The 26,104-nt window shown below is 65.2% G+C and carries 26 protein-coding genes and 1 tRNA gene; 13 read left to right on the top strand and 14 right to left on the bottom strand.

The window, feature by feature from the left end; translation table 11 throughout:
• Nucleotides 1-156 precede the first annotated feature (156 nt).
• From carB to BraRD5C2_RS37305, 3 genes are all read right to left on the bottom strand, one after another.
• Nucleotides 157-3,621 (bottom strand): carbamoyl-phosphate synthase large subunit, encoded by a 3,465-nt coding sequence (gene carB, locus BraRD5C2_RS37295; RefSeq protein WP_223977094.1) that lies wholly within the window; start codon nt 3,619-3,621, stop codon nt 157-159.
• A 327-nt stretch (nt 3,622-3,948) separates the two neighbouring features.
• Nucleotides 3,949-4,024 (bottom strand) — tRNA-OTHER (locus BraRD5C2_RS37300).
• 77 nt (nt 4,025-4,101) lie between these two features.
• A complete protein-coding gene (locus BraRD5C2_RS37305) occupies nt 4,102-4,791 on the bottom strand; it encodes a class I SAM-dependent methyltransferase (RefSeq protein WP_223977096.1) in 690 nt (229 codons plus the stop codon).
• 126 nt (nt 4,792-4,917) lie between these two features.
• Here BraRD5C2_RS37305 and BraRD5C2_RS37310 point away from each other — a divergent pair, with 126 nt between their 5' ends.
• Nucleotides 4,918-5,445 carry a Dps family protein gene (locus tag BraRD5C2_RS37310; RefSeq protein ID WP_223977097.1) on the top strand — a complete coding sequence of 176 codons (528 nt, stop codon included), beginning with the start codon at nt 4,918-4,920 and terminating at the stop codon, nt 5,443-5,445.
• Nucleotides 5,446-5,615: 170 nt separating this feature from the next.
• On the opposite strand, the gene BraRD5C2_RS37315 is transcribed toward BraRD5C2_RS37310, so the two are convergent.
• From BraRD5C2_RS37315 to carA, 4 genes are all read right to left on the bottom strand, one after another.
• Entirely contained in the window at nt 5,616-6,137 is a 522-nt protein-coding gene (locus BraRD5C2_RS37315) for a hypothetical protein (RefSeq protein WP_223977099.1), read from the bottom strand.
• 41 nt (nt 6,138-6,178) lie between these two features.
• Nucleotides 6,179-7,279, bottom strand: a complete 1,101-nt coding sequence (locus tag BraRD5C2_RS37320; protein ID WP_223977102.1) for a mandelate racemase/muconate lactonizing enzyme family protein — start codon at nt 7,277-7,279, stop codon at nt 6,179-6,181.
• 127 nt (nt 7,280-7,406) lie between these two features.
• A complete protein-coding gene (locus BraRD5C2_RS37325; protein WP_223977105.1) occupies nt 7,407-7,904 on the bottom strand; it encodes a PaaI family thioesterase in 498 nt (165 codons plus the stop codon).
• 151 nt (nt 7,905-8,055) lie between these two features.
• Complete coding sequence (gene carA / locus BraRD5C2_RS37330) at nt 8,056-9,249, bottom strand: glutamine-hydrolyzing carbamoyl-phosphate synthase small subunit (protein ID WP_223977107.1); 1,194 nt, start codon at nt 9,247-9,249, stop codon at nt 8,056-8,058.
• Nucleotides 9,250-9,410: 161 nt separating this feature from the next.
• Between carA and BraRD5C2_RS37335 the strand changes: the two genes are divergently transcribed.
• The 5 genes from BraRD5C2_RS37335 (at nt 9,411) to BraRD5C2_RS37355 (ending at nt 14,365) form a co-directional block, all read left to right on the top strand.
• A complete protein-coding gene (locus BraRD5C2_RS37335; protein ID WP_223977109.1) occupies nt 9,411-10,112 on the top strand; it encodes an alpha/beta fold hydrolase in 702 nt (233 codons plus the stop codon).
• Between the two features lie 58 nt (nt 10,113-10,170).
• The gene (locus tag BraRD5C2_RS37340; protein WP_223977112.1) at nt 10,171-10,626 is read left to right on the top strand and encodes a GatB/YqeY domain-containing protein; all 456 of its coding nucleotides are present in this window, start codon (nt 10,171-10,173) and stop codon (nt 10,624-10,626) included.
• 15 nt (nt 10,627-10,641) lie between these two features.
• Complete coding sequence (locus BraRD5C2_RS37345; RefSeq protein WP_223977115.1) at nt 10,642-11,109, top strand: DUF1801 domain-containing protein; 468 nt, start codon at nt 10,642-10,644, stop codon at nt 11,107-11,109.
• A gap of 68 nt (nt 11,110-11,177) precedes the next feature.
• Nucleotides 11,178-12,698 (top strand): FAD-dependent oxidoreductase, encoded by a 1,521-nt coding sequence (locus tag BraRD5C2_RS37350; protein ID WP_223977119.1) that lies wholly within the window; start codon nt 11,178-11,180, stop codon nt 12,696-12,698.
• Nucleotides 12,699-12,754: 56 nt separating this feature from the next.
• Nucleotides 12,755-14,365 carry an acyl-CoA synthetase gene (locus BraRD5C2_RS37355; RefSeq protein ID WP_223977122.1) on the top strand — a complete coding sequence of 537 codons (1,611 nt, stop codon included), beginning with the start codon at nt 12,755-12,757 and terminating at the stop codon, nt 14,363-14,365.
• 159 nt (nt 14,366-14,524) lie between these two features.
• On the opposite strand, the gene BraRD5C2_RS37360 is transcribed toward BraRD5C2_RS37355, so the two are convergent.
• From BraRD5C2_RS37360 to BraRD5C2_RS37375, 4 genes are read right to left on the bottom strand one after another with little or no spacing between them, the layout of a single operon-like run.
• On the bottom strand, nt 14,525-15,040 hold the full coding sequence (locus tag BraRD5C2_RS37360; RefSeq protein WP_223977125.1) for an SRPBCC family protein: 516 nt from the start codon (nt 15,038-15,040) through the stop codon (nt 14,525-14,527).
• Nucleotides 15,041-15,072: 32 nt separating this feature from the next.
• Nucleotides 15,073-15,540, bottom strand: a complete 468-nt coding sequence (locus BraRD5C2_RS37365) for an SRPBCC family protein (protein ID WP_223977128.1) — start codon at nt 15,538-15,540, stop codon at nt 15,073-15,075.
• The gene (locus BraRD5C2_RS37370) at nt 15,533-15,997 is read right to left on the bottom strand and encodes an SRPBCC family protein (RefSeq protein WP_223977131.1); all 465 of its coding nucleotides are present in this window, start codon (nt 15,995-15,997) and stop codon (nt 15,533-15,535) included. Before BraRD5C2_RS37370 ends, BraRD5C2_RS37365 begins: the two co-directional genes overlap by 8 nt.
• Complete coding sequence (locus tag BraRD5C2_RS37375; RefSeq protein ID WP_223977133.1) at nt 15,990-16,304, bottom strand: ArsR/SmtB family transcription factor; 315 nt, start codon at nt 16,302-16,304, stop codon at nt 15,990-15,992. The genes BraRD5C2_RS37370 and BraRD5C2_RS37375 overlap by 8 nt, the downstream gene beginning before the upstream one ends.
• A gap of 121 nt (nt 16,305-16,425) precedes the next feature.
• Here BraRD5C2_RS37375 and BraRD5C2_RS37380 point away from each other — a divergent pair, with 121 nt between their 5' ends.
• The 3 genes from BraRD5C2_RS37380 (at nt 16,426) to BraRD5C2_RS37390 (ending at nt 19,258) form a co-directional block, all read left to right on the top strand.
• Nucleotides 16,426-17,865: an LVIVD repeat-containing protein gene (locus BraRD5C2_RS37380; protein ID WP_223977135.1), complete on the top strand. Its 1,440-nt coding sequence runs from the start codon at nt 16,426-16,428 to the stop codon at nt 17,863-17,865.
• Between the two features lie 7 nt (nt 17,866-17,872).
• Complete coding sequence (locus tag BraRD5C2_RS37385) at nt 17,873-18,415, top strand: hypothetical protein (RefSeq protein ID WP_223977137.1); 543 nt, start codon at nt 17,873-17,875, stop codon at nt 18,413-18,415.
• A gap of 225 nt (nt 18,416-18,640) precedes the next feature.
• Nucleotides 18,641-19,258 (top strand): LysE family translocator, encoded by a 618-nt coding sequence (locus tag BraRD5C2_RS37390; RefSeq protein WP_223977139.1) that lies wholly within the window; start codon nt 18,641-18,643, stop codon nt 19,256-19,258.
• A gap of 8 nt (nt 19,259-19,266) precedes the next feature.
• Here BraRD5C2_RS37390 and BraRD5C2_RS37395 read toward each other — a convergent pair whose 3' ends face one another.
• From BraRD5C2_RS37395 to BraRD5C2_RS37405, 3 genes are read right to left on the bottom strand one after another with little or no spacing between them, the layout of a single operon-like run.
• A complete protein-coding gene (locus BraRD5C2_RS37395; RefSeq protein ID WP_223977141.1) occupies nt 19,267-20,190 on the bottom strand; it encodes an FAD binding domain-containing protein in 924 nt (307 codons plus the stop codon).
• Nucleotides 20,187-22,868, bottom strand: a complete 2,682-nt coding sequence (locus tag BraRD5C2_RS37400; protein ID WP_223977143.1) for a molybdopterin-dependent oxidoreductase — start codon at nt 22,866-22,868, stop codon at nt 20,187-20,189. The genes BraRD5C2_RS37395 and BraRD5C2_RS37400 overlap by 4 nt, the downstream gene beginning before the upstream one ends.
• Nucleotides 22,865-23,539 carry a TetR/AcrR family transcriptional regulator gene (locus tag BraRD5C2_RS37405; protein WP_263010105.1) on the bottom strand — a complete coding sequence of 225 codons (675 nt, stop codon included), beginning with the start codon at nt 23,537-23,539 and terminating at the stop codon, nt 22,865-22,867. The genes BraRD5C2_RS37400 and BraRD5C2_RS37405 overlap by 4 nt, the downstream gene beginning before the upstream one ends.
• 201 nt (nt 23,540-23,740) lie before the next feature.
• Here BraRD5C2_RS37405 and BraRD5C2_RS37410 point away from each other — a divergent pair, with 201 nt between their 5' ends.
• From BraRD5C2_RS37410 to BraRD5C2_RS37425, 4 genes are all read left to right on the top strand, one after another.
• Complete coding sequence (locus BraRD5C2_RS37410) at nt 23,741-23,974, top strand: DUF6894 family protein (RefSeq protein ID WP_223977145.1); 234 nt, start codon at nt 23,741-23,743, stop codon at nt 23,972-23,974.
• Between the two features lie 9 nt (nt 23,975-23,983).
• Complete coding sequence (locus BraRD5C2_RS37415) at nt 23,984-24,160, top strand: hypothetical protein (protein ID WP_223977147.1); 177 nt, start codon at nt 23,984-23,986, stop codon at nt 24,158-24,160.
• Nucleotides 24,161-24,369: 209 nt separating this feature from the next.
• A complete protein-coding gene (locus BraRD5C2_RS37420) occupies nt 24,370-25,533 on the top strand; it encodes a PepSY-associated TM helix domain-containing protein (RefSeq protein ID WP_223977149.1) in 1,164 nt (387 codons plus the stop codon).
• 7 nt (nt 25,534-25,540) lie between these two features.
• Nucleotides 25,541-25,723, top strand: a complete 183-nt coding sequence (locus BraRD5C2_RS37425) for a hypothetical protein (protein WP_223977151.1) — start codon at nt 25,541-25,543, stop codon at nt 25,721-25,723.
• Nucleotides 25,724-26,104: the final 381 nt, after the last annotated feature.

Below are 26,104 nucleotides of genomic sequence, written 5' to 3' on the forward strand. Positions count from 1 at the left end.
AATATCCAGTTCAGCTAACGCAGGAATCAGGACGCGAACGCGCCCGGAAGCCCAGTGATTTTCGGCCCCGCTAAGGGCCGTGACAACATCCAATCGCGCGGTGAGTTCCAGCCATTCGGCTAATTGACCGCTTCGGGCCTTCAGCCCGGGCAGCGGTCAGCTTTCGGAAAAGTAACTCTGAAGCGTGCGGACCTCAAGGTCCCCGTCCCGATAGGCCCGGATCCCCCGTGCGGCCGCCACCGCGCCTGAAAGAGTGGTGTAATATGGCACTTTATGCAAGAGGGCAGCCCGCCGCAGCGAACGGCTGTCAGCCAGGGCCTGCGGACCTTCGGTGGTATTGAAGACCAGCTGGACGTCGCCATTGGTGATGGCGTCGACGATGTGCGGACGGCCTTCGAGCACCTTGTTCACCTTCTCCGTCGGCACGCCATGGTCGCTGAGATAGCGCTGCGTGCCCGAGGTTGCCATCACCTTGAAGCCGAGCGAGTGCAGCAGCCGCACCGCATCCGCGATGCGCATCTTGTCGTCGCCGCGGACCGAGACGAACACCGTGCCCTGCCGCGGCACACGCGTGCCGCCGCCGAGCTGGCTCTTCGCGAACGCGACCTCGAAGGAGCGGTCGAGGCCCATCACTTCGCCGGTCGAACGCATCTCCGGTCCGAGCACGGTGTCGACGCCGGGGAAGCGCGCGAACGGGAACACAGATTCCTTCACGCCGACATGGTCGAGCTTCTTCTTCTTCAGCTTGAAGTCGGCGAGCTTTTCGCCGGCCATGATCCGCGCCGCGATCTTGGCGACCGGCATGCCGATCACCTTGGCGACGAACGGCACGGTGCGGGATGCGCGCGGGTTGACCTCGAGCACGTAGATCTCGCCGTCCTTGATGGCGTATTGCACGTTCATCAGGCCGACCACGTCGAGGCCGAGCGCGAGCTCGCGGGTCTGCCGCTCCAGCTCCTCGATGGTCTTGGCGTCGAGCGAATGCGGCGGTAGCGAGCAGGCGGAGTCGCCAGAGTGGATGCCGGCTTCCTCGATATGCTCCATGATGCCGACGATGAAGGTGTCCTTGCCGTCGGAGAGGCAGTCGACGTCGACTTCGGTAGCGTCGGACAGATAGCGGTCGAACAGCAGCGGGTTCTTGCCGAGCACCGTGTTGATCTGCCCGGTCTTGTCGTTCGGGTAGCGTGCCTTGACGTCGGCGGGCACCAGCTCCGGCAGGGTGCCGAGCAGGTAATCGTTGAGCTGGGTCTCTTCGCGGATGATCTGCATCGCGCGGCCGCCGAGCACGTAGGATGGGCGCACCACCAGCGGCAGATCGAGATCGGCGGCCACCAGGCGTGCCTGCTCGACCGAATAGGCGATGCCGTTCTTCGGCTGCTTGAGACGCAGCTTGTCGAGCACGCGCTTGAAGCGGTCGCGGTCCTCGGCGAGGTCGATCGCATCCGGCGAGGTGCCGAGGATCGGCACTTCGGCGGCTTCGAGCGCGCGGGCGAGCTTCAGCGGGGTCTGGCCGCCGAACTGCACGATCACGCCGTGCAGCGTGCCGTTCTTGCGCTCGGTCGCGACGATCTCCAGCACGTCTTCGGCGGTGAGCGGCTCGAAATACAGCCGGTTCGCAGTGTCGTAGTCGGTCGACACCGTCTCCGGATTGCAGTTGACCATGATGGTCTCGTAGCCGGCGTCCTCGAGCGCGAAGCAGGCGTGGCAGCAGCAATAGTCGAACTCGATGCCCTGGCCGATGCGGTTAGGCCCGCCACCGAGAATGATCACCTTCTTGCGGTCCGAGGGCGCGCTCTCGTCGGCAAGCTCGCCCGCGAACGGCCGCTCATAGGTCGAATACATGTAGGCGGTGGGCGACGCGAACTCCGCCGCGCAGGTGTCGATGCGCTTGAACACCGGGCGTACCCCGAGCGCGTGGCGCTTGGCAGTGACGTCGGCTTCGGTGGTCTCGGTGAGCACGGCGAGCCGCGCATCGGAGAAGCCCATTGCTTTCAGGGTTCGCATTGCGAACGCGTTCGGTGGCAGGCCGTTGTTGCGGACCTTGTCCTCCATCTCAACGATGGCGCGCATCTCCGCCAGGAACCAGGGGTCGATCTTGCAGGAGTTGAAGATCTCCTCGTCGGTCCAGCCGAGCCGCATCGCCTGCGCGACCTGCAGGATGCGGTTCGGTGTCGGCGTGCCCAGCGCGGCGCGAATCGCGTTCTTGTCGTCGCCGCGGCCGAGCCCTTCGATCTCGATCTCGTCGAGACCGGTCAGGCCGGTCTCGAGCCCGCGCAGGGCCTTCTGCAGGCTCTCCTGGAAGGTGCGGCCGATCGCCATCACTTCGCCGACCGACTTCATCGACGTGGTCAGCGTGGAGGAGGCGCCGGGGAATTTCTCGAACGCAAAGCGCGGAATCTTGGTGACGACGTAATCGATGGTCGGCTCGAACGAGGCCGGGGTGGCGCCGCCGGTGATGTCGTTGGCGATTTCGTCGAGCGTGTAGCCGACCGCGAGCTTGGCCGCGACCTTGGCGATCGGGAAGCCGGTGGCCTTCGAAGCCAGCGCCGACGAGCGCGACACGCGCGGATTCATCTCGATCACGACCATGCGGCCGTCGACCGGGTTGATGCCGAACTGGACGTTGGAGCCGCCGGTCTCGACCCCGATCTCGCGCAGCACCGCCAGCGAGGCGTCGCGCATGACCTGGTATTCCTTGTCGGTCAATGTCAGGGCCGGCGCGATGGTGATGGAATCGCCGGTATGCACGCCCATCGGATCGAGATTTTCGATCGAGCAGATGATGATGCAATTGTCCTTCTTATCGCGCACCACCTCCATCTCGTACTCTTTCCAGCCGAGCACGCTTTCCTCGATCAGGACCTCGTTGGTCGGGGAGGCGTCGAGCCCGCGCTCGATGATGTCGAGGAACTCCTCCTTGTTGTAGGCAATGCCGCCGCCGGTGCCGCCCATGGTGAAGGAGGGCCGGATGATCGCAGGCAGGCCGATCTCCGACAGCGCCATCAACGCCTCGCCGAAGGCGTGCTCCTGATAGCGCTTGCGGCGTTCGTTCTCGCCAAGCGTCCACTGCCGCTCGAGTTCTTCCAGTGCCTCGCCGGACAGTTTCTCCCGCTCGGCAAGATATTTGTCGCGGTAGGATTTCTTCAGCGCCGAGGCGTTGGCGAGCCGCGATTTCGGCGTCTCCAGCCCGATCTTGGTCATGCACTCGCGGAACAGCTGGCGGTCTTCGGCCTTGTCGATGGCGTCAGCGGTGGCGCCGATCATCTCGACGTCGAACTTGTCGAGCGTGCCCTGCCTGCGTAACGAGAGCGCGCAGTTCAGCGCGGTCTGGCCGCCCATGGTCGGCAACAGCGCAAAGCCACCCGGGACGACGTTGCGCTCCTTCTCGATGATCTTGCCGACGATTTCGGGGGTGATCGGTTCGATATAGGTGGCGTCCGCCAGTTCCGGGTCGGTCATGATGGTGGCCGGATTGGAATTGACGAGGACGACGCGGTAACCCTCTTCCTTCAGAGCCTTCACCGCCTGCGTGCCGGAATAGTCGAATTCGCAGGCTTGGCCGATCACGATGGGACCGGCGCCGATGATCAGGATGGTGGAGATGTCGGTTCTTTTGGGCATCAGCTCTCGCGGACTGGAATTTGGGCACAAAAAAAGGGCGCGCTGGTCGCGCGTCCCTCGGGCCATGCGCTACATCTTGTAGCGCAGGAGGCGCGATCCCTCGCGCGCGGGTGGTCTTTAGACCAGTTTCCGCACCTGCGAAACCCCCAAAAGCGCGCAATCAACTGCGATTCTGGGGGAAATGGCTCATTCGACCTATGCCCGGCTGGGGGTGCTCAGGGGGTGGGGGAGGGTCTTGCCGGCGCCCGGCTTCGCCCTGCGGGCTCGCCGCGGTAGCCTTCGCCACGAGATGGCTTGCCGAGCCGAAGCTGCGTGAGCAGCGAAGGCTGGAGGCCCGGCCTGGATTTGAACCAGGATAAACAGTGTTGCACCACTGCCGCGTCGACGCTTCCGCCACCGGGCCGAGTGGATCATTGCTGATTATTTCAGCGGCCGCTACGTTTACTTTTGGTTAACCCTAATATCTTGCACAACCTTTGATCAGTGGTGCGCCACGAACGTCATCCGCCACGGATTGTGCCCGATGTTGCGCGGCGCGCGCGTGGCGTCGAAGCCCGCGGCGGCGAGCTTCGCGATCATCTCGTCCTCGCGGTAGCGCTGCAGCCCGATCTTGGTGCGCAGCTGCCGGTAATCGGACAGCGCGGTCGAGGCGAGCCCGATCAAGGCATCGCGCAGAAAGCCATGGGTCGCGGCAAAGCGCAGCAGCGCGATGACGTCTCGGGCCATGCCGACTTCGGGCCGCAGGATATCGCCGAGCACGAAACGGCCCGAGGGCTTCAGCAGGCGGTGGACCACGTCGAATGCGGAGTCGAGCTCCTGCGGCGTCATGTATTGCGCCACCGAGTTCATCACCACGAGGTCGATCGAATCCGCCTCCATGTTCTTCAGCTCGTCGAGCGAGCGGACGCGGATTTTGGTGTCGGGCGCAAAGCGCGCGACCAGGCGGCCGCGCACACCGGGCGCAGGCTCCGCCAGATAGAGCTGGGCGCAGGCGTTGGCGACCTTCGCCGCCGACAGCGCCTCACCGCAGGCATAATCCAGCACCACGGCGCCGGGCGAGGTGATGTAGCCGATGATGTCGTTGGCGATGACCTGGAAATGCAGGTCGCGGTGCAGTCGACTCGCATAAATCGTATGCGTGGAATCGTAATAGTCGATCCATTCATCCATCGCGCTCGGTATCCGGCAGAACGGGTTCCTGACTTCCAGGAACAGGTGGGCTGATGATGCGTTAGCGGTCCGGCGGCCAATGTTCAATGCGCCGAAATACGGGGGTTCCTAACAGGAAGGTCCAACGTGAGCAAAGCCAAGACTGAAAAGATATCGCCCGATCTCGACACGCCGAGCGATCTGCCGCAAGCCGCGGTGGACACGATCTCGGCCTCGCTCAACACGCTTCTGGCCGACGCCTTCGCGCTCTACCTGAAGACCAAGAATTTTCACTGGCATGTCAGCGGCCGGCATTTCCATGATTACCATTTGTTGCTGGACGAACAATCGGACGCGATCTTCGCGACCACCGACCAGCTCGCCGAGCGGGTCCGCAAGCTCGGCGGCGCTACGCTGCGGTCGATCGGCGACATCGCCAAGCACCAGACCATCAAGGACAATGACGAGGCCTTTGTGCCGCCGCGCGAAATGCTGCGCGAGTTGATGGAGGACAACAAGCACATGGCGGCGGCGATGCGCAAGGCACACAAGCTCGCCGACGACCACGAGGATTCCGGCACCGCCGGTCTGCTCGAAACCTTCATCGACGAAACCGAGCGCCGTACCTGGTTCCTGTTCGAGGCAAGCCGCCAGGAAGGCAGCAACGCGGCCTGAGTTTCACCCTCTCCCCTTGTGGGAGAGGGTGGCGCAATCGAGCGGAGCGAGATGAAGCCGGGTGAGGGGTTCTATCCGCGGAGACAGACCCCTCATCCGTCGCGGATTTCATCCGCGCCACCTTCTCCCACAAGGGGAGAAGGGAAGGGGGAGCAGCGGTCGTTGGAGCATCACCGCCTCCACAGCCGTACCAGCGGCCCGCTCTTGCCCATCACCGGATCGGTGGTCGGGATCGCCACCAGCGGGATCGTCTTCAGCGCCCGGGCGTGGTTCTCCGGCGTCGGCCGTTGCAGGTCCATCGGCGGGCCCGGCGGATAGGCGCCGACCACGCCGAAGTCGCCGCTCGCCGACAGGCATTGATGTCCGGTGCCAGCCGGCAGGATCGCGACGTCGCCGGCTGCGATCTCGAACGCGCGCCCGCGTTCGCCGCCGAACTGCACGCGCGCGCTGCCGCGGGCGACGCCCAGCACCTCGTGCACGGTGGCGTGGTAATGCGCGAAGTCGTAGACGCCGTTCCGCCACATCGCGCCCCAGCCATTGCTGCTGAACAGTTGCTCGATTGTGGCCTCGGGATTTCTGCTGACGTCGACCGCGGTCTTGTAGACCAGAAACGGCATCGGATTGTTCGGCACCAGGCCATCGTCCTGAAAGACGATGGTCAGGAGCTCGGCATTCTTACTCACCACCGGCATGGCGGCTCTCCAGCGTTGCGAGAGGCGGGAAATCGTTCCCGCTAAATTTTGAACTTCAGTACCTCGTCCTTGAATCTGAGCCCATGCCCCGGCCGTTCCGGCGCGGTGATCATGCCATTGGCGATCTCCGGCGGATCGACCCAGAGGTCGTCGATCAGGGCCATGTTCTCGCACCAGATGCCGTTCGGGATCGAGGCCAAGAGGTGCACATTGAGTTCGGGGAACAGATGCGGCGCGATGGTGATGCCGAACGTGTCCGCAAGCGATGCGATCTTGCGCAGGTCGGTCATGCCGCCGCGCATCGGGTCGGGTTGCAGGATCGGCAGGCAGGGATTGAGGAAGAACGGCCGCAGATCGTAGCGCGTGAAATGCGTCTCGCCGCCGACGACGCGCATGTCGAGCGCCGCCGCGATGCGCTGATAGCCGGCGAAATCATCGGCCGGCACCGGCTCCTCCAGCCAGTAGATATCGTATTTCTCGAATTTGCGTCCCATCTCGATGGCGACATCGGCGCTCCAGCCCATGTTGACGTCGATCATGATGTCGATGTCGGGCCCGAGCGCCTCGCGCATGCGGCGCACGTTGTCGAGGTCCTGCGCGGGCGTGTGAACATGCGCGACCTGCATCTTGATTGCCTTGTAGCCCTGCTTCACAAAATGCAGCGCCTTCTCGATCATGCCGTCGCCACCGGCGCCGCGGAAGCAGCCGGAACCATAGATCGGAATTTCCGAGCGATAGTGCCCCCATAGCCGGTGCAGCGGCAGGCCGGCGCGTTTTCCCACCGCGTCCCACAGCGCGATGTCGAGCGCCGACATCGCCATCGCGGCGATGCCGCCGCGGCCATAGGTCATCGTCGCGGTCCACAGATCGCGCCAGATCGCCTCGATCGCGGTGGCATCCTTGCCGATCACGCGCGGGATGATGCACTCGTCGAGACAGGCCGCGATCGACTGCATCGCCGGGCGGAACACGAACAGATAGCCCATGCCGGTGATGCCGCCGGCTGTCTCGACGTCGCAGATCAGGATGTCGCGCGTCGCGCCGAGCGCTGCGCCCTTCAGCCAGCGGTCGTCGGCCCAGGGCAGCCGCAGCATCGTCACGCGGATGTCGCGGATGGTCATGTCTGGATTGGCTGAGGTCATCGAGCGTTTCCTTCCTTCCAGGCCGGATCACGTTGCCTGATCTCGGACCGGGAAACTCAATCACAGAGCACGGCCGCCAATCCAGCGCGCTTCGTCATGCCTCCAATGCGCGAAGACGCGATTGCCTTCAGGTGTTTTTGGGAAGCTCGAACACCATGCAGGTCGTGGTGGCGTGCGCGATCAGCTTGCCGTTCTGATCGGTGATGCGTCCTTCGGCAGTCGCGGCGCGACGGCCGGCGTTGAGCACCCGGCCTTCGGTGCGGATTTTGCCGGTGTCCTGGCTCATGCCGCGAACAAAGGAGATCTTGAACTCCAGCGTGGTGTAGCCCGAACCTTTCGGCAGCGTGGTCTGCACCGCGAGCGCCATGGCGGAATCGAGCAGGATTGCGACATAGCCGCCGTGCACCGAGCCGATCGGGTTGTAGTGGCGCAGCCCAGGGATGCTGTGGATCACCACATGGCCCGGCTCGGCGGTGCAGTCGAACGGCTCGACGTTCTCCATGATCGGCGGCTCCGGCAGCGTGCGGGCGAAGATGCCGCGCACGAAGTCGAGCCCCGGCATCGATGCCATCAGCTCCAGCGAGGAGACGCCGTAGGTAGGCTTCCGAGTGGCGCTGTCGGTCATGTCGGCATGTCCCGTGACGTGATACGAGGGCACATTGTTGCTGTCGGGTTTAGCCGCACACAACAGCTGTCATGCCCGGACTTGATCCGGGCATCCATCTTTCTTCAAGGGATGGATTGCCGGGTCAAGCCCGGCAATGACACGCGCAAGCCTACGCCGCCTGCTTCTTCTTCCGCATCAGATCGGCAAACCGCTGGAACAGATAGTGCGAGTCGCGCGGGCCGGGCGAGGCCTCGGGATGGTACTGCACCGAGAACACCGGCTTGCCCTCGAGCGCGATGCCGCAATTGGAGCCGTCGAACAGCGAGATATGGGTCTGGGTCGCGCCGGCAGGCAGCGTCGCCTGGTCCACCGCAAAGCCGTGGTTCATCGAGGTGATCTCGACCTTGCCGGTGGTCTCGTCCTTGACCGGATGGTTGGCGCCGTGATGGCCCTGATGCATCTTCATGGTCTTGGCGCCGACGGCGAGGCCGAGCATCTGATGGCCGAGGCAGATGCCGAAGGTCGGCGTCCCCGAAGCGATCACCTGCTGGATGACCGGCACGGCATATTTGCCGGTCGCGGCGGGATCGCCGGGGCCGTTCGACAGGAACACGCCGTCCGGCTTCATCGCCAGGATATCTTCAGCCGCCGTCGTCGCCGGCACCACGGTCACCTTGCAGCCGACACCGGCGAGCAGGCGCAGGATGTTGCGCTTGATGCCGTAGTCGATCGCGACCACGTTGAATTCCGGCGTGGTCTGTCGGCCAAAACCCTTGCCCCACTCCCAGGGGGTCTCATCCCAGGTGAAGCGCTGGCCGGAGGTGACCATCGGCACCAGGTCCATGCCCTCGAGGCCGGGCCATTCGCGCGCCTCTTCCTTCAGGCCGTGCAGGTCGAACTCGCCGTTCCTGGCGTGCGCGATCACGGCGTTGGGCATGCCCTTGGAGCGGATCAGCGCGGTCAGCGCCCTTGTATCAATGCCGGACAGGCCGATGATGCCGCGCGCCTTCAACCACTGGTCGAGGTGGCGGGTGGCGCGGTAGTTCGAGGGATCGGTGATCGCCGAGCGCAGGATCACGCCGCGCGCGCCTGGCGTCGCGGCCATGTTCACCGTCTCGATGTCTTCCTCGTTGGTACCGACATTGCCGATATGCGGGAAAGTGAAGGTGATGATCTGGCCGGCATAGGACGGATCGGTGAGGATCTCCTCGTAGCCGGTCATTGCGGTGTTGAAGCAGACCTCGCCGACGGCGTGGCCTTCCGCGCCGAGACCGAAGCCTTCCAGCACGGTACCATCGGCGAGCACAAGGAGCGCGGTCGGTTTGTGGTCCGGCCAGGCGGGAGCGTTTTCAGGGGTTGTCATGAGCCCTTTAAATAGTCGCCGCACCCTGCGGCGTCAAAGCGAAAGGGCACGGATTCACACGGCAATGTCCGCCGATTTGACAGGCCGCACCGGCCTTTTAATCTAAAGTTCCCTGAAGCGGTCGTTTGCTTGCCGAAAATGACCCGGTCCGGAGCTCCCGCATGGATAACACGATGCCGATCCTGCTCGTCCCGGGCGTCATCTGCTCACCGCGGATCTTTGCCCCTGTCATCCCGGCGCTGTGGCGGTTTGGGCCGGTCACGGTCGCCAACCACGTCCGGGACGACAATATGGGGGCGATTGCCCGCCGGATCCTGGCCGAGGCCCCGCCGCGCTTCGCGCTCGCCGGGCACTCGATGGGCGGCTATATCGCGTTCGAGATCATGCGGCAGGCGCCCGAGCGGGTCGCGAAGCTGGCGCTGATGAGCACCCAGGCGAGGGCTGACACGCCGGAAGCAACCGCGCGCCGCCGCGGCATGATGGAGCGTGCCAAGAATGGTCAGTACCGGAGCGTGGTCGACGAGCTGTTTCCGGCCTTCGTGCATCCGTCGCGGCAAGGCGATGCAGGCCTCCGGAAGATCGTCGAGGACATGAGCGAGGACGTCGGCGCCGAGGCCTTCATCCGCCAGCAGAACGCGGTGCTCAGCCGGCCGGATTCACGACCGGGCATGGCCTGGATCAAATGCCCGACCCTGGTGCTGACATCGGATACCGACAACACCGTGCCGAATTTATTGTCGGACGAGATGGCCAACGGCATTCCCGGGGCCAAGCTCGTGGTGATCCCCGATTGCGGTCACCTTCCGCAACTGGAGCAGCCGCAGGCCTGCGCCGATGCGCTGGTTCAGTGGCTGCGGAACTAGGTTGTCCAGTCGCTGCAAACTGCCTACATGAGGGGATTGCCAGTTTAAGGACACCAGGATGCTGCGCGACGATATCAATACTGCGGTCAAGGAAGCGATGAAGGCGAAGGACGAGCGCAAGCTCTCCACGCTGCGCATGGTCAATTCGACCATCAAGAACGCCGACATCGACGCGCGCGGGCAGGGCAAGCCGCCGTTGTCCGATTCCGACCTTCTGAGCGTCTTGCAGAAGATGATCAAGCAGCGCCAGGAATCGGTCGAGCTCTATGACAAGGGCGGCCGTGCCGAGCTCGCCGCCCAGGAGCGCGAGGAGATCGCCGTGATCTCCGCCTACCTGCCGAAGCAGATGTCCGACGACGACGTGAAGGCCGCGATCGCGGCCATCATCGCCGAGACCAATGCTGCCGGGATCAAGGACATGGGTAAGGTGATCGGCGCCCTGAAGGCGAAGTACGCCGGCCAGATGGATTTCGGCAAGGCCAGCGGCCTCGTCAAGGCGGCGCTCGCGGGATAGCGGCGGAGGCTTCCGATGTTTCTTGTCGCGGCGGACAGTCTGGAAGCTTACCTCGCCTTCGATCCCGGCCGCACCGCGGATCTCGAACAAGTCCATGCGCTGATGCGCAAGGCCGCGCCTTCGCTCAAGCGGCACTTTCATGCCGGAACGCCGGCCGGCGAGGCCGGCATGCGCATGAACATGATCGGCTACGGTCAGTTTCGCTATGCGATCAAGTCCGGCAAGACGGCGGCCTGGCCCGTGGTCGGCGTGGCGCTGCAGAAGAACTACATCAGCATCTATGTCGCGGTGACCCGTAACGGGAAGCCGCTGGTGTCCTGCTACGCCGGCCAACTCGGCGAATTGCGGGCGGGCGGCAACAATTTTAGTTTCGAAGCGTTTGTTGATCTGAAGGCGGCTGCCGTTGCGGCACTGTTCGCCGAGGCCGCCGATATCTTCAAGGCGGATCAGGAGAACCCCGTCCGCTACATGCAGGGAAGCTGAGATCGGCTTGCCGAGAGCCGGCGCCGGCGCCCTCGAGGTGGAAGTCCTGGATAAACTGGAGACAGGCCATGGCCGATCAGCAAGCTCCTTCCGGTCCGGATCTCACACAAGGCGTGACGCTCGCCGACTTCTCGGGCACGATGTTGCTCGGCCATGTCGGCGACGAGGATGTGCTGCTGGTGCGTTCGGGGCAGGACATCTTCGCCATCGACGCGCATTGCAGCCATTACCATGGCCCGCTCGCCGAAGGCCTGGTCGAGGGCGAGACCGTCCATTGCCCCTGGCATCACGCCTGCTTTGATGTTCGCACCGGTGAAGCGGTCGCGGCGCCCGCCTTCAACGCGCTCGCCGTCTGGAAGGTCGAGCGCGACGGCGATCGCATCATCGTGCGCGAGAAGCGCGAGCAGCCGAAACCCCGTGTCAAGGGACCGGTCGATGCGCCCGGCAGGATCGTGATTGTCGGCGGCGGCGCGGCGGGGTTTGCCGCCGCCGAGATGCTGCGACGGCAGGACTATCGCGGCAGCATCGTCATGCTGAGCGACGAGACCGCGCCGCCTGTAGATCGGCCGAACCTGTCAAAGGACTTTCTCGCCGGCAGCGCCCCGGAAGACTGGCTGCCGCTGAAGCCGGACAGTTTCTATCCCGATGCGGCGATCGATCTAAGGCTTAGGACCGAGGTCAAGTCGATCGACACCGGCGGCCGCCATGTCGTGCTGGCAGGCGGCGACGCACTTCCCTATGACCGGCTGCTGCTGGCGACCGGTGCGGAGCCGGTGCGGCTGCCGATCCCCGGCGCGGATCAGCCCCACGTTCACGTGCTGCGCACGCTCGACGATTGCCGCGCGATCATCGCCTCGGCCAGCGGCGCGCGCCGCGCGGTCGTGATCGGCGCGAGCTTCATTGGGCTCGAGGTTGCGGCCTCGTTGCGCGCGAGGGAGATCGAGGTTCACGTGGTCGGGCTGGAACAGCGGCCGCTGGAGCGCGTGCTCGGGCCTGAGATGGGCGATTTCGTTCGCGCGCTGCACGAGGAGCATGGCGTCGTCTTCCACCTCGGCGACACGGTGAGTGCGATCGAGGGCAAGCGCGCGCAGCTGAAGAGCGGGCCCATGCTTGATGCCGACCTCGTCGTGCTCGGTGTCGGCGTGAAGCCGCGGCTGGCGCTGGCGGAGGGAGCCGGGCTCGCGATCGATCGCGGCGTGACAGTGGACGCCTATCTCGAGACCAGCGTTCCCGGCATCTATGCGGCCGGCGACATCGCGCGCTGGCCCGATCCGCACAGCGGCGAGATGATCCGGGTCGAGCACTGGGTGGTGGCTGAGCGCCAGGGCCAGGCCGCCGCGCGGAATATGCTCGGGCAGCGCGAGGTGTTCGATGCGGTGCCGTTCTTCTGGAGCCAGCATTACGACGTGCCGATCAACTATGTCGGCCACGCCGAGCAGTGGGACGAAATCGCGGTGGACGGCAGCATCGCCGGCAGGGATTGCGTGCTCCGCTACAAGCGCGGCGGGCGTGTGCTCGCAGTCGCGTCGATCTATCGCGACCGCGAAAGCCTCGAGGCCGAGATCGCAATGCAGCGGGTGGCAGCCTGACGGCTTCCCCTCAGGGAGGGGTTTGTGGTCTGGCGGCGATGGTCTAGTCTGCGGCCATGCTTCAGGAAGCCAAGACCTACGACGAACTCTACCGCAACTTCCGCTGGGACGTTCCCCCGCGCTTCAACATGGCGACTGCGTGCTGCGACCGTTATGCCGACGGCACGGGCCGGCTCGCGCTGGTCTATGTCGATGAGGAGGGCGGCACCACGCGCACCTCGTTCGATGACGTCGCGGACGCCTCGCGCCGCTTCGCCAATGTGCTGACCGCCGACGGCCTCGTGCGCGGCGACCGCGTCGCGGTGTTCCTGTCGCAATCGCTCGAATTGCCGGTCGCGCATCTCGCGGCGTTCCGCGCGGCGCTGATCTCGATCCCGTTGTTTGCGCTGTTCGGCGAGGATGCGCTCGAATTCCGCCTGTCGAACTCCGCGGCCAAGGCCGTCATCACCGATGAGGCGGGCTGGGAGAAGATCGCGAAGATCCGCGATCGCCTGCCCGAGCTGAAGAGCGTCTACATCGTCGGCGACAAGACGCCGGCCGGTACGAAGTCATTCTGGAGCGCGATCCGATCGGCGTCCCCGGAATTTGCCACCGTGGACACGTCGGCCGACGATCCCGCATTGATCATCTACACCTCGGGCACCACGGGCAATCCGAAGGGCGCGCTGCATGCGCATCGCGTGGTGCTCGGGCATCTGCCCAATGTCGAGATGTGCCACAACTTCCTGCCCAAACCGGGTGACCTGATGTGGACGCCGGCCGACTGGGCCTGGATCGGCGGCCTGATCAACGGCCTGTTCGCGTTCTGGTACCACGGCATCCCCATGGTCGGTCATCGCGCGCGCAAATTCGAGCCGCAGGCGGCGATGCAGATGATGGCCGAGCTCGGCATCCGCAACGTGTTCCTGCCGCCGACCGCGCTGAAGCTGATGCGGCAGGCCGGTGTGAAGAACTCCGGCGTCAGGCTGCGCAGCATCTTCACCGGCGGCGAGTCGCTCGGCGGCGAATTGCTCGGCTGGGTGCGCGAGACCTTCGGCATCGATGCTCATGAGGTGTTCGGGCAGACCGAATGCAATCTCGTGATCGGCAGCAATTCCAATCTGTTTCCGATCCGGCCGGGCTCGATGGGCCGCGCCACGCCTGGCTTCGACGTCCGCATCGTCAACGACAGAGGCGAGGAGTTGCCGCGCGGCCAGCGCGGCATCATCGGCGTGCGCCAGCCGTGCCCCTGCACCATGATCGAGTACTGGCGCAATCCGGAAGCTACGCGTAAGAAATACGCTGGCGAGTTCCTGCTGACCGGCGATCTCGGCGTGCAGGATGACGACGGCTATTTCTGGTACGTCAGCCGTGAGGACGACGTCATCACGACTGCCGGCTATCGCGTCGGCCCCTCCGAGATCGAGCATACGCTGATGAAGCATCCGGCGGTCGCGATGTCGGCGGTGGTCGGCATTCCCGATCCGATCCGCACCGAATCGATCAAGGCCTGGATCGTGCTGCGGCCCGGCTATGCGCCGAGCGATGCCTTGGCGCGCGAGATCCAGGAGTTCGTCAAGGTCCAGCTCGCCGCCCACGAATATCCGCGCTTCGTGCAGTTCGCCGACAGCCTGCCGATGACGGCGACAGGCAAGGTGCTGCGGCGGGAGTTGCGGGCGCTGGGCTAGCTCTCTCCACCGTCGTCCCGGCGAAGGCCGGGACCCATTACCACCGCTCCAAGCGGTTAGAGTTCGCTGGGGCCACAGCGTCGCGTAACACAAGCATTTGTGGTTATGGGTCCCGGCCTTCGCCGGGACGACGGTGGAGTACGATGCGCATCGCTCGCGTCACGACGGCATCGGAATTCCCAACTCCTTCAGCGCGGCCAGCATGCGCTGCGGCGGCTGCATCGGGATCACCATGGCCTTGCCGGTCTCCACGAGGCTCTTCAGGCTGGAGAGGATCGCCGGCCAGCCGGTGCGGCCGCCGGACAGGATGTCGTCGCTGATCGGGCGGTCATGCGATTGCAGCAAGGTCAGCTTCACGCCGTCGCCGGCCGGTTCGATCTCCCAGGTGACGAGCGTCGGCCCGAGCTTCTCAACGAGCTGCGGCCAGTTGACGTTGAAGGTGACGGTCAGCCGCTTCAACGGATCGCACTCGATCACCTCGCCGGAGATGTGCAGCGCGCCGTCGGGCGTGCGCACGATGTAGGCGCCGCCGAGGCGAAGATCGACCTCGATCGCGTTGCCGGAGAAATACTGCCGGCTGAGTTCGGCATTCGTCAGTGCCTGCCAGACTTTCTCGGGCGTGGCGGCGATGTAGATCGCGTAAACGATCGCCGGTTTGAATTTCTCGATGTTCATGTCTGTACGCACCCGTCGATAGATTTTCATCGTCATTCGAAGCCGTCGATCCCGAGCGCGGCAGGCGGGATCGTGACCACCTTGCCGGTCTCGAGCAGGCTCTTGAGGCCGGACAGGATCGCCGGCCAGCCCTTGGAAATGCCGTCGAGCAGCTTGCTGCCCGCGCCGAAGCCCTCATGGGTCACGGTCAGCTTCACGATCTTGCCATGGGGCTCGAGCGTGAAGACGACTTTGGTCGCCGGCTCCTTGCGCATCTCCTCGTCGCGCACGTGCTTGAAGGTGTAGGCGAGGCGCCGCGGCCGGTCGGCTTCGAGGATCTCGCCGGTGTCGGTGGTCTCGCCGCCCGTCACCAGTGCGAGCGGCGAGCCGACCTTCCAGTCCGATTTCAGCTCGGTGTCGAACCAGTACTGCCGCGTGAATGTGCTTGATGTCAGCGCATCCCACAGCTTCTCCGGCGTGGTCTCGATGTAGGTGACGTAGGCGAATTCGGGCTTAGGCATGGTAGGCCTCCCTGGCACCGCTCGTGAGCAGGTCTGCCGGCAGCTCGCGTCCGGTCTCCAGGAAGCTCTTCAGGCTTGCGATCACCATCGGCCAGCCACCGGAGATGTCGCGCAGCGTCTTCGGGCCGAGATTGTCGTGCGTCATGGTCAGCTTGACCACGCTGCCGTGCGGTTCGATGTCGAAGGTCACGCGCGAGACTCCCTCGCGCTCGACGCCTTCCTTCACCACGTCCCAGCTGTAAGCGAGCCTCTTGGGTGGATCGGCGATCAGCACCTCGCCTTGCACGGCGCGGCGGCCGTCCTTGGTCAAATGATAAAGCGAGCCGACCTTCCAGTCCGAGCTGACGCGATAGCCGAACCAGAAGCGCTCGGTGAACTCGCTCGACGTCAGCGCGTGCCACAGCTTGTCGGCGGTGGTCTCGATATAGGTGACGTAGACATAGTCCGGCTTACTCATCACGCTTCTCCAATTGTCTTTTCAATTCGCTGAGCGCGGCGAGCTTGCCGCGCTCGAACTTCCTGATCCACCGCTCGCCGATCTGATGGATCGGAACCGGGTTGAGGTAATGCAGCTTCTCGCGGCCATGTTTGATCGTGGTGACGAGGTTGGCCTCCTCGAGAATCCCAAGGTGCTTGGTGACGGCCTGACGCGACATGTCGAGGCCGTCGCAGAGCTCACCGAGCGTCTGCCCGTTCTGATCGTGAAGCCGGTCAAGCAGCGTCCGCCGTGAGGCATCCGCGAGAGCTTTGAAGACTTCATCCATGGGTCGGATAATAGGCAACCAAATGGTTGCATGTCAAGAGCGTGTGTTCAGGCGCCGGTATCGCCGTGCTAGCGTTCCGCACAGCCAACGCAGATTGGCCTGGGAATTCGGGGTGGTGCGCATGGGTGGTCGCGTTACGGCAGCTTGCTGCACGTTTCTTCTTGTCCTGCTCGCGAATGGCGCGAGCGCCCAGCAGAAGATCGGCGACCCGCCCGAAGCCTCCAACATGCGGCTGGTTGGAACCAGCGACTTGCAGGCACGCAGCGCCTATCAGCCGACCATCCATCACCAGGGCGACAGATGGATCGCCTATATCGGCCATCACGGCGGCACCGACGACATTCCCGATCCCGTCAACCCGATGACCGGCAAAGCCGAGCCGAACGGCACCTCGATCGTCGACGTCACCGATCCCGCGCATCCGAAATATCTGCGGCACATTCCAGGCCAGGAAGGCAAATACGAATCCGGCGGCGCGCAGATGGTGCGAATCTGCGACGGCAAGGATCTGCCGAAAGGCGATCGCAACGCGGTCTACATGCTGCGCACTTTCGGCAGCGAGGCGCATGAGATCTGGAACGTCGCCGATCCCGCCAATCCCGTGCTGGTCACCCGGATCGGCGGGCTGAAGGACACGCACAAGAATTTCTGGGAATGCGAGACCGGCATCGCCTTCCTGGTGTCGGGCGCGCCGGACTGGCGCACGCGACGCATGACGCAGATCTACGATCTCTCCGACCCCGCGCAGCCAAAGAAGATCAGGGACTTCGGTCTGCCTGGACAGGAGCCGGGCGCGACCGGCGCGGTGCCGACCGAATTGCACGGGCCGATCTCGACCGGGCCGCAGGGCAACCGCGTCTATTTCGGCTACGGCACCAACAAGGGCGGCTTCCTGCAGATCGTCGATCGCGACAAGCTTCTGAACGGGCCGAAGGAGCCGACGCCGGACAATCTGAAATTCCCGGAGATTGCGCGGATGCCGCTGTCGGCGATGAACGGCGCGCATACGGTGTTTCCGATGCCGGGCATGCCGATTGCGGAATTCGCCCGCGACAAGGATGGCAAGAGCCGCGACATCGTGATGATCGTCGACGAGGCGATCCAGAACGAGTGCGGCGAGGCGCGGCAGATGGTTTGGTTCGCCGACGTCACGACCGAGGCGCGGCCGATGATGATCTCGAACTATACCGTGCCTGAGGCCTCCGGCGCGTTCTGCGAACGCGGCGGCCGGTTCGGCTCGCATTCGTCGAACGAGAGCATGGCGCCGGTCTATTACAAGAAGCTCGCCTTCATCGCCTTCTTCAACGCCGGCGTCCGCGCGCTCGATATCCGCGATCCCTATCATCCCAGGGAAGTCGGCTACTTCATTCCTTCGATCACGGCCGCGACCGACAGGCGCTGCGTCACCGTCGACGGCAAGGACCGCTGCAAGGTCGCGATCCAGACCAACAATGTCGAGACCGACGAGCGTGGCTACATCTACGCGGTCGACCGCGCCAATACCGGCCTGCATATTCTCGAACTGACCGGCGCGGCGCGTGCCGTCGCCGGGCTGCCGTGAGCGGGCGATGACGCGCTCGTGGCCGGTCATCGCGGCGATGTTCCTGACGCTCGGCGGCCTCTCGGCCGTGGCCGGCTACGAGATGGCGTCGCCGCCCGCGGCGCAGTGGCGTGAAATCGCCTGGCCGTTCCCACGCGACGGCTGGCCCGCCGGCCGCGCCTTCCATTGCGGTGTGGCGGAGTGCGGCGCTGAGGTCGAGGTTTATCTGCGGCCGAAGCTCGGATTCTGCAACTGCGACAGCGGCGTCGCCGATGACGACGAGGTCGATCGCGTGTCCGATGTCGACATGATCAGCCCGCGGTTTGCGCCGCTGAAGGTGGGCGATGTCGTCGATGTCGCTGAGATGCGCGGACGGATCAGGGCTTATGATGTCGGGATGCCCAAGGAGAAGCGTACCGCGATCGGCATCGCGCTGTCGCATCGCTGCGATCTCATGGCCGTGGCGGCGCAGGGTGGGGGAGATGCGGCGCGGGTGCAACGGGCGACGTTGACGTTTCTGGAGTCGCAAGAGATCAGGAAATGGATGATTGCGGCCATGGAGGGCCGTTGAGCGCAGCGTGCGTCTTCCTTACCTCTCCCCGCTTGCGGGGAGAGGTCGGATCGCATCGCAAGATGCGATCCGGGTGAGGGGGTACAGGTCTAACGACCCGCACCGCCTGGTGGAGAGAGCCCCTCGCCCCAGCCCTCTCCCCGCAAGAGCGGGGCGAGGGAGCAGACCGCTTCCATGTTCGGCTCTTGCATGCATAATGTCGGCAAAGAACAAACGAGCCCCCCAATGTCCCTGCAAGCCTATTTCGCCTTCGTCGCCGCCTGCATTGCGCTGGCGCTGCTGCCCGGTCCGATCGTCACGATGGTGATCGCCAACGGGCTGCGTTACGGCACGCGCGCCGCGCTCACCAATGTGCTGGGCGCGCAGGTCGGGCTCGCGATCGTGATCGGCATCGTCGCGGTCGGGCTGACCTCGCTCATGGCGACGATGGGCTACTGGTTCGACTGGGTGCGCTTCGCCGGCGCCACCTATCTGGTCTGGCTCGGCATCAAGCTGATCCGCTCGCCGGTCGAGGGCGTCGGCACCGACGACCGGCCGCCGCCACCGCGCGGCGGTTTCTTCCTGCAAGGCTTTCTGGTGCTGCTCTCGAATCCGAAGGTCTTGGTGTTCTTCGGCGCCTTCATTCCGCAGTTCATGGATATGGACAAGCCGCACATTCCGCAGGTCGCGCTGCTCGGCGTCACCTTCATGGCGACCGCCGTGCTGACCGACGCCGCCTACGCCTTGGCCGCCGGCCGCGCCCGCAAATTCTTCTCCAAGGAGCGGACGCGGCTAATGTCGCGCATCTCAGGCGGCTTCATGATCGGCGGCGGCATCTGGCTGGCGCTGACCCGGGCGCGGTGAGCTGCAGGTTACGCGGCGATCCGCTCGACGAGGTCGCGCACCAGGCCGGTCAGCAGGTCGAGCTTGTATCCGGTCATCGTCAGCGGCCTGGCGCCCGATGTTGCCAGCTCGGCGGCGTGCGCGATGGTCGACGCGTCGGCCGGCTTTCCCCGCAGTGCTGCCGCGCTTGCCGCAAGACGCAGCGGGACCGGGGCGATGCCGCCGGCTGTAAGGTGAACCTCGCGGAATACGCCGCCCTCTATCACGGCCCGCACGCAGACCTCGACCAGCGGCCATTCCGCATGCGTCCGGCTGATCGCGCGCTTGTAGAGCGCGCGCTCGCCGGCGAGCGGAGCAGGGAGCTCGATCCGCTCGATCCGTTCGCCCGGTGCGAGCAGATTGTCGGCCGCCCCGTTGCTGCCGTCGCCGAGCAGGTCGGTGATCGACAATCCGCTGCGCCGGTCGGTGACGATCTTCGCATCATAGGCCAGCAGCGCCATCGCCATGGTGGACGGATGCGGCGCCACGCAAGGACCGAGATCGAACGCGACGTGATAGAGATGATTGCCTGATCGCGCCGGACAGTCGGAGCCGCCCTTCTTGAGACAGGCGATCTGCGGATTGCGGAAATACCAGCAGCGTGAGCGCTGGGCGAGGTTGCCGCCGAGCGTTGCCATGTGCCGGATCTGCGGCGTGGCCAGGCCCTGCGCGGCCGCGGCGATGCCGGGATAGGCTTGCGCGAGCCGCGCGTCGGATGCGATCGCCGCGATCGCGGTGAGGGCACCGATGCGTGCCGCGCCGTCCGCGCTCCATGCGATCCCGATCGTATCGGGACTGGCGGTGAGATCGATGATCGATCCGCACGACAGGCCGCTGCGACGGCGCTCCGACAGATCGGTGCCGGCGGCGCGGAATTCGGGCGCGGACAGCGCCTCTGCGATTGCGACGCTCATGCGGCATCCCTCCCTTTCAGTGCGGCGACGATGCGGTCGGGCCGGATCGGAATCTCGGTGAGGCGAACGCCGATCGCGTCGTGGATCGCGTTCGCGACCGCGGCCGAGGTCGGCACCGTCGATGCCTCGCCGATGCCGACGCTGTTGCCGAGCACATGGTCGAAGCCGGCTTCGTCGAAATGGACATCGATCTCGGGTGTGTCGGCGATACCCGGGATGCGATAATCCTCCATCCCCGCGGTCAGCACGTCACCGCTGGTCGGATCGAGCTCGCGCGCCTCGTAGAGCGCGTAGCCGAGGCCCTGGATCACTGCGCCGCAGGCCTGGCTGCGCGCCAGCGCCGGTGCTGCGATCTTGCCGACCGCGATCCCGGTATGCACGTTGAGCACGCGGACATGGCCGAGCCAGGTGTCGACCTCGACCTCGATCACCTGCACCGAGCTCGGCACGCCGGCGCCGACCGCGATGTTCGAGAAGCGGCGCATCATCCAGCCGAACACCATGCCCATCAGGCCGACTTCGCGCAGCGGCGAGCGGATGCCGGGCGCGGTGTTCTTGCCGTCCTCGCCGCGCGTCTCCACGACAGCGATGTCGGGCGAGCGCGCGATCAGCTCGCGCCAGGGCGCGTTCGAGCCGGGCGCAGGCTTTCGTGTCGCCTGTTCGAGGATTGCAGCCTTCAGTTTCCGCACCGCCTGCAGCGTCGGCGGCATCACCGAGGCGGTGACGCGGCTGCCGCCGGAGCCGGGGCCTTCGGGCAGCGATGAATCGCCGATCCGCACCTCGATGTCAGACGGTTCGAGATCGAGCTCGCGCGCGATCGTGTCGGCAAGCACGCTGCGGGTGCCGGTACCGATGTCCTGCGTCGCGGTGCTGGCGACGATCCGGCCGCCCTTGACCGCGACCTCGACCTTCACATTGGGCTGCCAGAGATAGAGCCAGTAGCCCGTCGCCATGCCGATGCCGCGGCGATAGCGCCCATTCTGCACCGGCTTGCGGCTGCGCCAGATCTCGAGCCCGGAGGCCCAGTCGTAGAGCCGCTGGCGGTTGGGATCGGGATCCCACTTCTTGCGCAAGGCAATCGGATCGACCTTGAGCCGCAGCGCGGCCTCGTCGATCGCCTGCTCCACCGCGAATGCCATCGGCGGACCGCCGGGGCCGCGGAAGGCCGCGCCGGGCGGCAGATTGCTGATGACGTCGAAATCCGAAAGGTCCTTCGCCTCGGCCGGATAGATCAGCCGCGCCAGGCCGGCGATCGTCGAGTTGGTCGCAGCCCCCGTATCGGCATGCGCGGTGACGGAGAGCGCTTTCAGGCCGCCCTTGTCGGAGGGCAGCAGCGCGACCTTTAGCTCCGCGGCCGGCCGGTAGCCGGCGACGGAGAGCTCCTCCTGCCGATCGTAGGCGACTCTCACCGGCGCTTTCGCCTCGCGCGCGAGCTCGATCGCGGCGATGGTCTCGACGCCGAGGCTCGCCTTCGATCCGAAGCCGCCGCCGACGTGATCGGCGATGACGCGGACTTTGTCGTGATCGAGCTTGTAGCGCTTTGCGATCTGCTCCTTGAGGTGAAACACCTGCTGGGTCGAGGCGTGCAAGGTCAGCCGGTCGCCGTCGAAGCGCGCCACCGCGGCATGCGGCTCGAGGCATGCATGTTGTTGCGTGGCGGTGCGGAAGGTGGCTTCGACGAGCAGGCGGTTGTTGGCCTGGCGCGCCTCGTCCACCCAGTTGCGGGCCTTCTTGGCACGGGTCGAGAACACCGCGGTCGGCCCGCGGATGTTCTGCTTCCATGGCGCCGGCCCGCCGGCCGCCTCCGAGACATTACCGGCCCGTTTGCGGTTCGCCTTGTCGAACACCACGGGCGCGCCATCCTTGCGCCCGGCGTCGAGCCCGACCACCGCGGGCAACCGTTCGCTGGTCAGCTTGATCGCAGCCAGCGCGGCCAGCGCCGTCCTGCGGTCCTTCGCGGCGACCGCCGCAATCGGCTCGCCGACATAGCGCACGATGCGGTCGTCGCCGAGCAGCGACACCGCGGTGACGCCGGCGAGCGCGCGTGCCGGAGCCAGATCGAGCGCGGTGATGCGGGCATGCGCCTCGCGCGAGCGCAGGATCAGGCCTTCGAGCTGGCCGTCATGATTGATGTCGACGGTGTACTTTGCGGCGCCCGTCACCTTGTCGCGTGCCTCGATGCGTGGCGCCGTGACGTTGTCGCCGTCGAAGCGGCCGGCGCAGGCATCCGCCACCGCACGGAAGATACCATCATAGGCGCCGCAGCGGCAGAGATGGCCCGACAGCGCCGCGCCGATCTCCTCGCGTGACGGCACTGCCGTCCCCTTGGTCGCGCGCCAGCGGTCGCAGAACGCGGTCGCCTCCACGATGAAGCCCGGCGTGCAGAAGCCGCATTGCAGGGCATCATGCGCCATGAATGCCTTCTGCACCGGATGCAGCCCGGTGGCGCCGATGGCCTCCACCGTCGTCACCGCCTTGCCGGCCGCGGCGTGCGCCGGCATCAGGCAGCTTGCGACCGGCGCGCCGTCGACCAGCACCGTGCAGGCGCCGCAGACGCCGGCGCCGCACACGAGCTTGGTGCCGGTGAGCTTGAGCTGGTCGCGCACGATGTCGATCAAGAGCGCATCGGGATCATCGGGCAGCGATTCAACACGGCCATTGATGGTCGTCGTGCTCATGGATGTCCTCCTGTCTTGCTGCGTGTCGGCTTTTGGTTGATCGCCGCCTTCTTGATGGGCGGCTTTGCGGATTTCGGCGAAGATTTGGGCACAGCGCCCGCGCAGAGCGTCCGCACCATGATCGCCATGTCCTTCAGGAACGCATCGGACGGCTGCATCGCCGGATACTGCGACTTCGATGCGTACACTGACATTTCGACCAGCCGCGCGAATTCGGCCGGCGACAGGTCCTGCGGCAGCGCCAGCTGCTGCTTGCGCACGATCTTCGTGATCGTCGCGACCATGCGCTCCGCATAGCGTGCGGCGTAGGTCTGATAAAGCTCGCGCGCGTGCACGAGATGCTCGGAATACAATTCCTCGAGATGCGGCGAGCCGTCCAGCGACGAGATCATGGTCGACATCCGCGCGGTCATGCCCGCGGCAAGGATGTCGCCGAGATCGCCGCCCGCCGTCTCCGCCTCGGCAACGGCAGTCTCCTCGGCCGCGATCGCGGATTCATGCACGCGCTCGATCACGGCGCGGAACAGCGCTTCCTTGGATTCGAAATGATGATAGAGCGCCTGCCGCGTCAGGCCGGCCGCTTCGGCGACCTGCTCGATCGAGGAACGGCGAAAGCCGTGCCGGCGGAACACCAGCATGGTGGCATCGAGAATACGGGTTTTCGGTCCCATTTGACGATTTTGACAAATACAGGAGAACTGTCAAATCGCGATTTGGTGAAGGTGGCGTTGGAGCCCCTGATCACCATTCCGCGAGGCCGCCGCGCTGCCTGCGCCCGTGTGAACCGCATCACGGATGGTCGCGTCCAAGTTACGTAGAGCTTCGTCGTACAAAGGCGAGCCAGATCGCCCGGAGCTTGCGAGGACGCGGACATGACGCAGGTCTATTTCCATTGCTCGAATACGCGCGGCGTGTTGATGGACCGCCGCGGCACCGCGGTGACCAGCCTCTCCGAGGCCTGCGAGGCGGCGACCCGCATGATGCGCTCGCTGGTCGCAACGGTCAGTCTGGAAGACTGGCGCGACTGGGCCGTGCATGTCAGCGACGAAGACGGTGAGGAGATCGTCATCCTGCCCTTCGCATTCGTTCTCGGAAAACCGCACTGAGAGGGTGCCATGCTGTCGCTGAAGTCACTGTTACCTCTGCGCCGTGGCCTGAACGCGATCACGACCGGCTGGCAGAACTTGATCGAGCGTATGCGCGATCCGTACCGGCCCGAGCTGCACTACATGCGCGGGCCGGGCCCCAGATGGCGTGCGAAGCATCCTGTCCACGCCGCATCGGCCGGTTGAACGCCGTGATCCAATTTAGAACGATCCCAGGAAATCGCGCTGACAGCCGGGACGCATCGTCGCAGGTCCTGGACGCGCTCGTTGCGAGAGCGCAACACGAGCAACGATAAGTCCAACACTGGATGGGTTCTAATCGCCGCGCGACGGCGTGCATCCTTCATCGTGTTAGTGACGGCAAGAATGGAGACTCCCGAAATTAGGTAGCGAAGTTGACTGCGACGACCAAATCCCTGCGGCGGTGGGGCGCCGTCCACAAATGGACCAGCCTGATCTGCACCTTGTTCATGCTGCTGTTGTGCATCACCGGCCTGCCGCTGATCTTCCACGACGAGATCGACGATCTCCTGCACAGCCAGGTCAAGCCGGCCGAGGCGCCCGCTGGCACGCCGCCGGCCAATCTCGATCATCTGCTCGCCAACGCGCTCGCGCGGGCGCCGGGCAGGGTGCCCCATTTCCTGATCTGGGATCGTGACGAGCCCGGCGCGGTCTGGGTCAGCGTTGGCCCGACGATCGACGCCGATCCGACCAACAACCTCCTGGTCCGGATGGATACGCATACCGGCGCCTATCTCGATTCCCCTGACGTGACCGGCCGCTTCACCTACATCATGCTGAAGCTGCACACCGACATGTTCGCAGGCCTGCCCGGCAAACTGTTTCTTGGATTGATGGGGATCCTGTTCTGCGTCGCGATCATTTCCGGCATCGTGGTCTACGCGCCGTCGATGCGGAAGCTGCGCTTTGGCGCTTATCGCGCGCAGCGGAGGCGCGTCGTGCGCTGGCTCGACGTCCACAATCTCGCCGGCATCCTGCTGGTGGCCTGGACGCTGGTCGTCGGCTTCACCGGCGTCATCAACACCTGGGCGGACCTCGTGCTCAAGATGTGGCAGTTCGGCCAGCTTGCCGAAATGACCGCGCAGTATAAGGACCGGCCGGTGCCGACGAAGCTGACCTCGCTGAACGGCGCGGTTGAGGTGGCCCGGCACGCGGTGCCTGGCATGACGCCGAGCTTCGTCGCCTTCCCGGGAACCCTGTTCAGCAGCAAGAGCCACTACGCGGTCTTCCTGCACGGCGATACGCCGCTGACCTCGCGGCTCTTGAAGCCCGCGCTGATCGATGCGGAAACGGGCACGCTGACCGACAGTCGCGACATGCCCTGGTATGTGTCGACGCTGTACGTCTCGCAGCCGCTGCATTTCGGCGACTACGGCGGCATGCCGCTCAAGATCGTCTGGGCGCTGCTCGACATTCTCACCATCTTCATCCTCGTCACCGGCGTGTATCTGTGGATGCGCCGGCGCAAGGCGGGTGTGAGCGTGGAACGCGCCATCGCCAACGCCGCCTCCATCGACAACCCCGCGCTCACGTCGTGACATCAGCATGGTCGCACATCGTTCATTGACCCAGATCTTCGCCGTCCCGCTCGTCATCGCGATCGTGAGCACGGTGGGATTGATCAGCGCGCTGGTCGGCGACGGCTGGTGGGATGCCGTCTCCTGGGTGGCGCTCGGCCTGCCCGTGCTGCTCTACCTGCTGTTCATCTGGCGGCGCCGGCCGAATTGATCGGAATATGCGCATCCCTGCGGTGTCTCAACCGCGGAGATGCGCGGGAAGTCGACCAGGAAATCGAAGAAGCGATCGCCGCCGCGCAAGTGCCTTGCGTGCGGCATTGCGCCGGTGCGAGCACCGCAGATCATCTGCCACGGCTGCGTCGGTTCGGCGACGGCGATCGAGGTCGTTCGCAAATCCAGGGTCGCGCCGGGACCGCCCGGGAAAGCCAAGGCGTCTGTCGCGCGTCCTCTGAAGAAGCGGCGGCTTCATCCCCGGCATCCCAAGGCGCCGGTCTAGGTGGACAACCAGGTCGTGGATCCAAGAACGTGATGGCCGCGGCGACGTCGTGATGTCCCGCCGTTTCCGCTATGGACGGGAACCGGGGGTCAACAT

The sequence above is a fragment of the Bradyrhizobium sp. RD5-C2 genome (genome assembly GCF_019972155.1).
GTDB lineage: Bacteria > Pseudomonadota > Alphaproteobacteria > Rhizobiales > Xanthobacteraceae > Bradyrhizobium.